This window comes from Elstera litoralis (genome assembly GCF_000963705.1).
GTDB lineage: Bacteria > Pseudomonadota > Alphaproteobacteria > Elsterales > Elsteraceae > Elstera > Elstera litoralis.
On the sequence record NZ_LAJY01000008.1, the window covers coordinates 1 to 10,435 of the forward strand.

Annotated in this window: 10 protein-coding genes and 1 pseudogene; 3 read left to right on the plus strand and 8 right to left on the minus strand. The window is 62.0% G+C overall.

Translation table 11 applies throughout. From position 1 onward, the window contains the following. The 3 genes from VZ95_RS00515 to dgt form a co-directional block, all read right to left on the minus strand. A partial coding sequence (locus tag VZ95_RS00515; protein WP_045774148.1) for an arginine--tRNA ligase occupies positions 1-1,339 on the minus strand: 1,339 nt, incomplete at its 3' end. 14 nt (positions 1,340-1,353) lie between these two features. Then, positions 1,354-1,767 carry a hypothetical protein gene (locus VZ95_RS29560; protein ID WP_456297656.1) on the minus strand — a complete coding sequence of 138 codons (414 nt, stop codon included), beginning with the start codon at positions 1,765-1,767 and terminating at the stop codon, positions 1,354-1,356. Next, entirely contained in the window at positions 1,746-2,525 is a 780-nt protein-coding gene (dgt, locus tag VZ95_RS00520) for a dGTP triphosphohydrolase (RefSeq protein WP_456297657.1), read from the minus strand. The genes VZ95_RS29560 and dgt overlap by 22 nt, the downstream gene beginning before the upstream one ends. Before the next feature lie 120 nt (positions 2,526-2,645). On the opposite strand from dgt, the gene erpA reads away from it, so the two are divergent. The 3 genes and pseudogenes from erpA (at position 2,646) to VZ95_RS00530 (ending at position 3,788) form a co-directional block, all read left to right on the plus strand. Continuing rightward, entirely contained in the window at positions 2,646-2,999 is a 354-nt protein-coding gene (erpA, locus tag VZ95_RS00525; protein WP_045774149.1) for an iron-sulfur cluster insertion protein ErpA, read from the plus strand. A gap of 7 nt (positions 3,000-3,006) precedes the next feature. After that, positions 3,007-3,135: pseudogene (locus tag VZ95_RS28465) on the plus strand (exodeoxyribonuclease III); the annotation flags it as partial. A 98-nt stretch (positions 3,136-3,233) separates the two neighbouring features. Beyond that, the gene (locus tag VZ95_RS00530) at positions 3,234-3,788 is read left to right on the plus strand and encodes an exodeoxyribonuclease III (protein WP_332307959.1); all 555 of its coding nucleotides are present in this window, start codon (positions 3,234-3,236) and stop codon (positions 3,786-3,788) included. A gap of 163 nt (positions 3,789-3,951) precedes the next feature. Here VZ95_RS00530 and VZ95_RS00535 read toward each other — a convergent pair whose 3' ends face one another. The 5 genes from VZ95_RS00535 to VZ95_RS00555 all read right to left on the minus strand — a co-directional run bounded on the left by VZ95_RS00535 (position 3,952) and on the right by VZ95_RS00555 (position 10,289). Beyond that, on the minus strand, positions 3,952-5,433 hold the full coding sequence (locus VZ95_RS00535) for a M81 family metallopeptidase (protein WP_045774150.1): 1,482 nt from the start codon (positions 5,431-5,433) through the stop codon (positions 3,952-3,954). Between the two features lie 4 nt (positions 5,434-5,437). Beyond that, positions 5,438-8,083, minus strand: coding sequence for a valine--tRNA ligase (locus VZ95_RS00540; RefSeq protein ID WP_045774151.1), 2,646 nt, complete (start codon positions 8,081-8,083; stop codon positions 5,438-5,440). Positions 8,084-8,175: 92 nt separating this feature from the next. Continuing rightward, the gene (locus VZ95_RS00545; protein ID WP_052711349.1) at positions 8,176-8,424 is read right to left on the minus strand and encodes a DUF2497 domain-containing protein; all 249 of its coding nucleotides are present in this window, start codon (positions 8,422-8,424) and stop codon (positions 8,176-8,178) included. Beyond that, positions 8,424-8,819 (minus strand): hypothetical protein, encoded by a 396-nt coding sequence (locus tag VZ95_RS29030; protein ID WP_045774152.1) that lies wholly within the window; start codon positions 8,817-8,819, stop codon positions 8,424-8,426. Before VZ95_RS29030 ends, VZ95_RS00545 begins: the two co-directional genes overlap by 1 nt. Before the next feature lie 87 nt (positions 8,820-8,906). Next, positions 8,907-10,289, minus strand: a complete 1,383-nt coding sequence (locus VZ95_RS00555) for a TolC family outer membrane protein (RefSeq protein WP_052711350.1) — start codon at positions 10,287-10,289, stop codon at positions 8,907-8,909. Between the last annotated feature and the right edge of the window lie 146 nt (positions 10,290-10,435).

Here is a 10,435-nt window from a genome sequence, read left to right on the forward strand (position 1 = left end):
AGTCCAAAGACACATCGTTTTTCCGCGTTAGCATAATAAAGCGCACCGCATTCGCGCCGACTTCATCCACGACTTCGCGTAAGGTAACGAAGTTCCCGGCCCGCTTGGACATTTTAACCGGAACGCCCTTATCCAGAAGATTAACCAACTGGCATAACTTAATATCGAGCGCGACCTTGCCGTCGGTGAGCGCCTTCACCGCCGCCATCATCCGCTTCACATAGCCGCCATGGTCGGCCCCGAAGATATTGATGAGAATATTTGCGCCGGGTCGATTCGGATTTCCGATAGCCTTATCATAATGATAGGCGATGTCGTTCGCAAAATAGGTCCAGCTTCCATCCGATTTTTTCAGCGGCCGATCCACATCGTCGCCGAAGTCGGTGGCGCGGAACAAAGTCTGCGGGCGCGGCTCCCACTCCTCGGGGGTTTTGCCCTTCGGCGGCTCCAGCGTCCCCACATAAATCAGCCCGCGCGACTCCAACGCCGCCAGCGAAGCTTCGACTGCGCCGCTCTCCACCATCGCCCGCTCGGAGGAGAAGAGATCGTGCTTGACGCCGAGCGCGGCCAGATCTTCCTTAATTAGCACCAACATGGCCGCAACCGCTTCCGTACGGATCGTTTCCAGCCACACGGCTTCATCGGCAGTGCGCCAAATATCGCCGTAGCGTTTGGCAAGATCCTGCCCCAGCGGCACTAAGTAATCGCCGGGATAAAGCCCGCTCGGCACGTCGCCCATGTCATCGCCCAAGGCTTCTCGGTAGCGATGATAGGCCGAACGCGCCAAAACATCGACCTGCGCCCCGGCATCGTTGATGTAATATTCGCGCACGACATCGTGCCCGGCTTTCGCCAGCAGGGACGCCAGCACATCACCGACAACCGCGCCCCGGCAATGGCCAACGTGCATCGGCCCGGTTGGGTTTGCCGAGACATATTCGACGTTGACGCGCACGCCCTGCCCGACCTGGCTATCGCCATAGGCCACACCGGCGCGCACTGCCGTTGCAAGCTCGCTCTGCCACATGTGCGGCGCAAGGCGGAAGTTCAGGAACCCCGGCCCATCGATGGAGATTTCGCTAATGCCCAAGGCCGGATCGGTGCGCATCCGGTCGCCGACCAGGGTGGCGAGCCCGCGCGGCTTCATCCCGGCGGGTTTCGACAGAACCATGCCGACATTGGTGGAAATATCGCCGTGGCTCGCGTCGCGCGGCGGCTCCACGGTGACTTTCGCGGGATCGAGCCCGGCAGGCAGCGCGCCTTCTTCGGCAAGTTCGCTCAGCACATCGCTGAGGGCCGTATGGAAACGTTTGAAAATATGCGGCGTAAGTTGGGTCATGACGTCCTTGGAATCTAAGTCTTTGCAGTCAAATCGAAGAGGCGGCGGTGCTCTTCGAGGGCGTAACGGTCGGTCATCCCGGCGATGTAATCGGCAATCGTGCGGGCGGCCTCGGGACTGCCGGGCTGCACGATCTGGCGTTGCCATTCCGGCGGGAGGGTTTGCGGGGTTTCCATAAAGTGATGGAACATATCCTGAACTACCCGGCGCGCTTTCGCAATCATCCGATTGACGCGGTAGTGCCGATACATGCGCTCGAACATGAACGGGCGCAGGGCTTTATCCGCCGCTTGCAGTGTGGGGCTAAAGGCGATGAGCGGTTGCCCTAAGCCGCGCACCGCATCCGCCGAGTCCGGGCGGAACTGCTCGATCCGCGCGCGGGTTTCGGCCAGAAGGTCCGTGACCATCAAATTGATGAGCCGGCGCACGCCTCATGGGTTAGGCGGATCGGCTCTAGGTTCGGGTGCTCGCGCAGCAACTGTTCGAACACCGGGCCGACCACGGGCAGCGGCAACAAATCCTGCGGGGTGAAGGAACCCGCGCGCAAGCCATCGTCGATGTCGTGGTTATTATAGGCGATATCGTCGGCGAGCGCCGCGACCTGCGCTTCGGCGGAGGCAAAGGTTTCCAGCCGCAAGCTCCAGGTTGCTTGAAAGGCTGCAATCGTCGGCGGCGGATTGCTGAGCGGGCCATTGTGCTTGACCACGCCTTCCAGAGTTTCCCACGAGAGGTTCAAGCCGTTGAAAGCCACGTAGCGCCGCTCCAGCAGCGTCAGCGCCCGGAAGGTTTGATCGTTGTGATCGAACCCGCCGAAAGGCTGCATCACCTCGTTCAGTGCGTCTTCCCCCGCATGGCCGAAGCAGGTATGGCCAACGTCATGGGCGAGGGCGAGGGCTTCGGCCAAATCCTCATCGAGCCCCAGGGCGCGCGCAATCGAGCGGGCGATTTGCGCCACTTCCAGCGAGTGCGTGAGGCGCGTGCGGTAATGGTCGCCCTCGTGGAAAACGAACACCTGGGTTTTATACTGAAGCCGCCGGAACGCCGTGGAATGCACAATCCGGTCGCGGTCGCGCTGAAACACCGACCGCTCGCCCGACCCTTCCTCGGGAAACAGCCGCCCCCGGCTCTGCTGCGGATCGCAGGCAAAGGATGCACGGGCGTTCGGATGGGCGGCAGGGAAACTCATGGGGCGCACCCTACCCGCCCAACTATGGCGTTTCAATGGAGGAGCTATGTTCGTAACGGAAATTGACCTTCGCCCTTCGGCTCCTTACATAGGAACAGTGTTAGCCTGAGGAGAGACGCGATGGCCCAGCTTGAAACGGAAACCCTAGCGCCGGTGGCGCTGTCGGACAGTGCCGCAAAGCGCATCGCCACGATCATCAAAAGCGAGGCGCCAGGCTCGCGCCTGCGCATCGCCATTTCCGGCGGCGGCTGCTCGGGCTTTCAGTACGGCTTCACCTTCGATGCGGCAACCCAAGCCGACGATAAGATTATCGCCAAAGACGGCGCAGAAGTGGTGATCGACGAAACCTCGCTCGGGCTGATGCAGGGCGCAGTGATCGATTTCGTCGAAGACCTAGCCGGGGCCGCCTTCCAGATTAGGAATCCGCAGGCAGCGGCAAGTTGCGGCTGCGGGAATTCGTTTTCGCCGGTATAATCCCGGTATGAAAATCGCCACCTGGAACGTCAACTCCCTTAAAGTCCGCTTGCCGCACCTACTGCGCTATCTGGAGGCCGCGACCGCCCCCGATATTCTGCTGCTGCAAGAGCTAAAGTGCCAGACCGACGATGTGCCGCGCGCTGAAATCGAGGCGCTGGGCTATCACGTCGAGGCCGTGGGGCAGAAGACCTATAACGCGTCGCCATTGTCTCGAAACACCCGATTTCGGTGGTGCTGCGGCATTTGCCCGGCGACGAGGCCGATGAGCAGGCGCGCTATCTGGAAGCCGATATCGCGGGCCTGCGCGTCGCGGCGCTCTATCTGCCGAACGGCAATCCGGTCGAGACCGAAAAATACCCCTATAAGCTCGGCTGGATGTCCCGCCTCTTAGGCCGCGCCGCGACGTTGCTCGCCGAAGACCGGCCATTCCTGCTGGGCGGCGATTACAATATCTGCCCGACCGACGCCGACCTCTACGATCCGGTCGGTTGGCGCGACGATGCCCTGGTGCGCCCGGAAAGTAGAGCCGCCTTCCGCCGCCTGCTCAACCTCGGGCTCACCGAAGCCTTCCACGCCCTACACCCGACCGCGACCCACGCTTACAGCTTCTGGGACTATCAAGCCGGGGCCTGGCAGCGCGATAATGGGTTGCGCATCGACCATCTCCTGCTCTCGCCCGCCCTGGCCGACCGGCTGGAAGCCTGTGAAATCGACAAAGAGCCGCGCGGCTGGGAACGCGCGTCGGATCATACCCCTGTTTGGTGCCGGTTGCGGGAAGTCGCGTAGCGATGTTAGGGGCGTTGCCCCTAAGACCCCAGATAAGGGCTTTGCCCTTATCAATCCCATTATTTTTATAAATTATAATTAGTTAAATACTTTTCTTAAAGTAAATTGGTTTCCAAAGGGCACGCCCTTTGGTGGGGCTTCAGGGGCAAAGCCCCTGATCCTTTCACGCCTTCGACGGCTTCAACCGCACCCCATCGCGTAACCAGCGATAAGGCAGATCGGCAGGGTCGGCGGTGACGAGGCCGGGGGCGACCGTGACCAGGATTTCCCCGGCGATGGGCTGGAAATCGGCGCGGAAGTGGACCGAGCTTTTCAGCACTAGGATAGGACAGGTTTTTGGATCGACGCCGAGATGGGTTAAGATCGCTTGGGTCGAGGGCTGCTGGCGGGCCGAGCCGATCGCCACCTGCACGCCGCCCACGTCCAGCAGCGCCATTGGGCCGAGAGTCATCGTGCCGCCTTCCCACATCGGGCCGGTCCCCATGAAGGTGCCGGAACCGAGACGCAGAACGCGGGCTTTCGTCTGTAGCGGCGTATCGCCGGGCGTGCCGGTGCCGCCCAGGATAAGCTCAATCTCCGCGCCCGCGCCCGCCGCATGCGCCGCGTCGGCGGCTTGCGGATCGTGGAGCAGACCCAGCGTCACGCCCGAAAGGCCGCGCGCTAAAATCGCCCGCAACAGCCCGGTAGTATCGCCCGAGCCGCCGCCGCCGGGGTTATCTTGCGTGTCGGCGAGGATAATCGGGCCGCTCAACCCGCCTTGGGCCAGCCGACGTTCGGTTTCGTCCAAAGCCGCCTCGACCGACCAGAGCCCAGCTTCGGCATAGGCGCTTTCGGCGTCCAGCAGGGCTTGGAACAGTCGATCCGCTGCCGCATCGGCCTCGGCTTGGGTGGGGGCATAGGCGAGGATCGTCGGGCCGGTTTCGGGCGAATCCGACAGGGGGAAGCCGGGGCTATAGGAAAGGTCCGCGCCGGTTTCGGCTTCGATTTGCTCGAGCAGCCGGTAAAGGCTCGCCGTGGGTTCGGCGAAACTGCATTGCGCGGTGATCGGTAGGAGATAGGGGCAAACGCGCAGGGCCTTACCGCCCCAACCGCGCGCTTCCAGCAGGCGTTTCGCCGTGCGCGCCCCGGTTTCCAGCATATCCACATGGGGATAGGTGCGGAAGGCGGTGAGGAAATCCGCCTGTTCCACCATCAGCTTGGTCACATTGGCGTGCAGGTCGAGGCAGCCGACCAGGAGGGTTTTCGGCCCGATCACCGCGCGCACCCGGCGCAGCAACTCGCCCTCGCCGTCCGGGAAATGCTCCGTCACCATCGCGCCGTGCAGGTCGAGAAACACCGCGTCGATCTGGCCTTGGGTGATGAGATCGTTGATAAGTTGCGCCGAAATCCGCTCGAACGCGTCGCTCGTGACCGGCCCCGAGGGGCTGGCGACGGTCCAGAGTAGCGGGATGAGCGAAGCCCGGCGCTTCAGCGCTTCGCGCATGAACCCGGCGATCGGCAGCGTTCGGTCCATCACCGCATCGAACAGCGCATCGCCGCGCGACAGCCCCGGCCAGCCTTTCGCAACGACGAAATCATTATAAACGGCCGGGTTCGGGGCGAAGCTATTGGTTTCGTGCTGAAACCCGCCGATGGCGATGCGCATCGTCTTAAAGCGCCGCCAGCCGCGACAAGGCCGTTTCCAACCGGGCAATCAGCCCTTGGAACTCGGCCAGCCGCTCGCGGTTTTCCTCGATCACCGCCGGGTCGGCCTTGGCGATAAAGTCGGCATTGCCGAGCTTCTTTTCGATTTTGCCCAGCTCCTGCTCGGCCTTGGTTTTTTCCTTGGTCAAGCGCGTCCGCTCGGCATTGGGGTCGATGGCCCCGGCCAGATCGAGCGCCAGGGTTGCCGTGCCTTCGACGATCTGCACGGAGGTGGCGGTGGCCGCCCCCGTGCCGAGCCCCGAAACGCGCGCGAGGCGTTGGATGACGGCCTTATGGGTTTCGGCCCAGCGCGCGGCATCGCCCGAAAGATCGGTGTAGACTGCTGCAAGCTCGGTGCCCGGCGGCACGTTCATTTCAGCGCGCAAGCCCCGGATTTGCGAAATCAGGCCGATCACCCAGGTCATTTCGGCGTGGGCGGCGGGATCAATCAAACTGTCCGGCAACGCCGGCCAGGGCGCGACCAGCAGGCTTTCGCCCGTCCCGCCCGACAGATGCTCCCACAGGGCTTCGGTAATGAAGGGCATGAACGGGTGCAGCAGGCGGGCGATTTGCTCCAGCGTCCAGGCCGTCGTCGCCCGAGTTTCGGCGGCGAGCGCGGCATCATCCCCGGCCAGAATCGGCTTGGTGACTTCCAGATACCAGTCGCAGAAACTGCCCCAGGCGGTCGCGTACAGCAGATTGGCTGCATCGTTGAAGCGATAGGCGGCGAGTGCTTCTTCCAGCTTGGCGCGTAGCCCCGCAAGCTCGCCGATGATCCAGCGGTTCACGGTGCCTTTTGCCTGGGCCGGATCGAAATCGGCCACGCGGGCGCAGCCGTTCATCTCGGCAAAGCGGGTGGCGTTCCACAGTTTCGTTGCGAAATTGCGATAGCCTTCAACCCGTTGGGTGGAGATCTTCACGTCCCGGCCCGGTGCCGCCATCGCCGCCATGGTAAAGCGCAGCGCGTCGCAGCCGTATTTGTCGATCAAATCGAGGGGATCGACGACATTCCCCTTCGATTTGGACATTTTCTGGCCCTTTTCGTCACGGACCAGCGCATGCACATAGACGGTGCGGAACGGTACATCGCCCATGAAATGCAGGCCCATCATCATCATCCGGGCGACCCAGAAGAAGATAATGTCGAAGCCCGTCACCAGCACGTCGCCGGGGTAATAGCGCGCCAGATCGGGCGTTTTCTCCGGCCAGCCCAGGGTCGAGAACGGGAAAAGCGCCGAGCTGAACCAGGTATCCAGCACGTCGCTGTCGCGCGTCAGGGCCGTCGTGCTGCCGTAATGCTTATCCGCCTGGGCTTGCGCGTCGGCTTCGAGTTCAGCCACAAAAATCTTGCCGTCAGGCCCATACCACGCCGGAATCTGGTGCCCCCACCAGAGTTGGCGCGAAATGCACCAGGGTTGGATGTTGCGCATCCACTGGTAATAAGTATTGGTCCACTGCTCCGGCACGAACTTGGTGCGGCCATTTTCGACGGCCTCCAGCGCCGGTTTCGCCAGGGTCGGCGCGTCGCAATACCATTGATCGGTCAGCCACGGCTCGATCACCACGCCCGAACGGTCGCCGTGGGGCACCATATGGGTATGAGGTTCGACCTTAACCAGAATTTCTTGTTCTTCAAGCGCTTGCACGAGTTTCTTACGCGCTTCGAACCGATCCATGCCGCGATATTCGTCGGGCACTTGATCGTTCAGGCGCGCGTCGCGGTCAAAGATGTTCACAAGCGCAAGGCCATGCCGCCGACCAACTTCGAAATCGTTGAAATCATGGGCCGGGGTGAGTTTCACCGCGCCGGTGCCCTTTTCGGGATCGGAGTATTCGTCGGCAACAATCTGAATACGGCGACCGACCAGCGGCAGAATCGCGTATTTGCCGACGAGGTCCGCGTAGCGTTCGTCCTCCGGATTCACCGCAATGCCGGTATCGCCGAACATGGTTTCCGGGCGCGTGGTCGCCACCGTAATGAAGCGATCCGGCTGGCCTTCGATAGGATAGCGCAGGTGCCAGAGGTTGCCCTTCACTTCCTTGGGTTCGACTTCCAGGTCGGAAATGGCGGTGTGCAGCTTCGGATCCCAGTTCACCAAGCGCTTATCGCGGTAGATGAGCCCCTGGTTGTAGAGGTCGACGAAAACCTTGCGGACCGCCGCCGACATGCCCTCGTCCATCGTGAAGCGTTCGCGCGGCCAATCGGCGGAGGCCCCCAGGCGGCGCAACTGGCGCACGATGGTGCCGCCCGATTCCTCTTTCCACTCCCAAATTTTCTCGATGAAAGCCTCGCGCCCCATCTCCACGCGGCGCTTGCCCTCGGCCTCAAGCTTGCGTTCGACCACCATCTGCGTCGCGATCCCAGCGTGGTCGGTGCCCGGTTGCCACAGGGCATCGAAGCCGCGCGCCCGATGATAGCGGATCAACACGTCTTGCAGCGTCATCGTCAGCCCGTGACCGATATGAAGGCTGCCGGTCACATTCGGCGGCGGCATCATGATCGTATAGGGCGTCTTGCTCCCCGTCCCGGTTGCCGCGAACCCGCCGCTTTGCTCCCACATCGGGTACAAACGGCTTTCCAAATCGGCGGGGGTATAGGTTTTTTCGAGCATCGGGAACCCTTTGGAGATCGACTTTAAGACGGCAAAACGGCCGCAGAGCTTGCGCCCGCGCGGCCGTTAGCACTCTAGAGAAAAAGAAGCGTTTAGCGGCGGCGACCGGATGCGGCGAGGCGTTGGATTTCCTCGCGGACCATCGTTTCCACCATCGGCGGCAGGTTGCGGTCCAACCACTCCCGCAGAACCGGCTTCAGCGCTTCGCGTACCAACTCGTCCAGCGTGGGGTTCGAGCCCCCGGAGGCGCGCATAACGGCGGCGGCGGGCGAATCATCCTCATCCGGCTCTTGCAGTTTTGCAAAAGCCCGGCTGGCCGCGCTGGCCGAGTCCGGGGACATCAGGCATCGTCATCAAAACTCATGCTTGCTGCCTTTTTGCCTGTCTCGAATGAACCCGCATCGAACGTGGGGCCTGCCCTCTTTACCGGAACATCATCGTCTTTCGCCGAAGGGGGCGGCAGATCGTCGAAGTCCATGCTGAAGGAAGGCTTCGGTGCTTCCACCGCCTCCATGCCCAAGCTGCGGGCCATTTCCATATCGTCGTCTTCGTCGTCGGAATCGGCCCGCTGTGTCAGATCGAACACATCGGCCCGCATGGTTCCAGCCGCAGGCGCAGGGGCCGAAGCCTCAGCGTCATCCGCCTGAGCACCGTCCCCATCTTCCGATATGATACGGCGGATGGAGGCGAGGATTTCCTCCATCGACGGTTCTTGATGGGGTTTCGGGTCGCTCATCGCTTCCTCATGCTACGCAAACACTTATGGCAATGACTTTAGTCAAAGCTTTGACCGTTTGCCAATCGGAAGAATCGAAATTTGCGCTTATTCCTGCGCAATACCGGTCCCAATCCATTTTCCGTCGACCGCGCGGTAGTTTTCTTCAACGTCATACAGCGGAACCGAGAGGCCCAACTGACGCGCGGTCAGCCGACCCGTTGCACTGAGCAACGAATAAGCCGCCACCTGCTCGTCACGCTTGGAGCGCACCATCGACACGCGGGCGTTCAAAAGCTCTTGTTCGGCGTTCAGCACGTCGAGCGTGGTGCGCGAGCCGACGACGGCTTCCTGCCGCACGCCTTCGAGCGCGATTTCGTTAGCCCGGATTTGCGCTGCGAGCGATTCGATGCGGGCCTGGGCCGATTTCATCTGCTCGTAAGCCTGGGTCGCCTGCTCAACCGCCGACCGGCGTTGCGTATCGATATCGGTTCGGCGCTGCCCCGCCGTCTGCTTTGCCGAGCGAACGCGCGAATAGGTGCTGCCGCCTTCGTATAAGGGGGCCGAAAGCTGTACGGTCAGACTGGCCGAGGAGGTGCGTTCGACGCCGATCTGCTGATCGTGGCGACGGCTGATATCGCCAACGAGGCTGACGGTCGGCAGCAGTTCGCCGCGCACTTCATCCACCGTTAACTTGGCGACGCCTTCATCATATTGGGCGGCCGTAATCACCGGATTATTGGCCTGGGCCAACTCGCGCGCTTCTTCCAGCGAGACCGGCAGCAGTTGCAGCGGCACAGTCGGCGTTGAAAGATTGGTGGCTTCGAGCCCGGTCGAGCGCGTGAAGCTGGCTTTAGAGGAGCGCAATTGGCCTTCCGCCGCCTGCCGATCCGCAATCACGCTGGCAAGGCGGGCTTCGGCTTGGCTCACGTCGGTCCGGGTGACTTCGCCGACGCGGAACCGATCCTGCGCCGCCTGCAACTGCTGTTGCAGCACGAGTTCGTTGTTCGCATTCAGCTCAACGACGGCCTGATCGCGGATCACGTTCACATAGAAGGTTGCCGTATCGAGGAAAATCTGCTGTTCGGTCGCGGTTAAGCGCGCCCGTTCGGCCTGAATTTCATTCTTAGCCCGCTCGGTCCCGGCGGTGGTCCGCCCGCCGCGATACAGCGGCTGCGTCACGGAAACACCATAGCTCTTCGGCGTCAGGTTTTGCTTGGTCGTGCGGGTCGAGACCTGCTCCGTCCGCAAGCGCCCGACCGAGGCCGAGGAAGAGACCGTGGGCCGCCACCCGGCTTGCGCCTGCGGCAAGCGCTCATCGGTCGCCCGCAACCGTGCCCGGCCCGATAAAAGCTGCGGGTTGGTTTGATAGGATTGCGTCCAAGATTGGTCCAGCGTTTGTGCCATCGCGGGCACCGCTCCCATCGTTCCCAACAATAAGGCTGCCGACAGGCTCCCCATCAGGATTCCACGACGCGCAGAAAACACCATCTTCGACCTCTCCCATCAGGGCCAATCGCCTCAGGACAGGGCCTGAGCGCGATCACGTACTGTAATTACGGTTACAAACTTAATAGCGCGACAGGCTCGGGTCAACCTCCGAAGCCCATCGATCGATACCGCCCGCTAAGTTAACC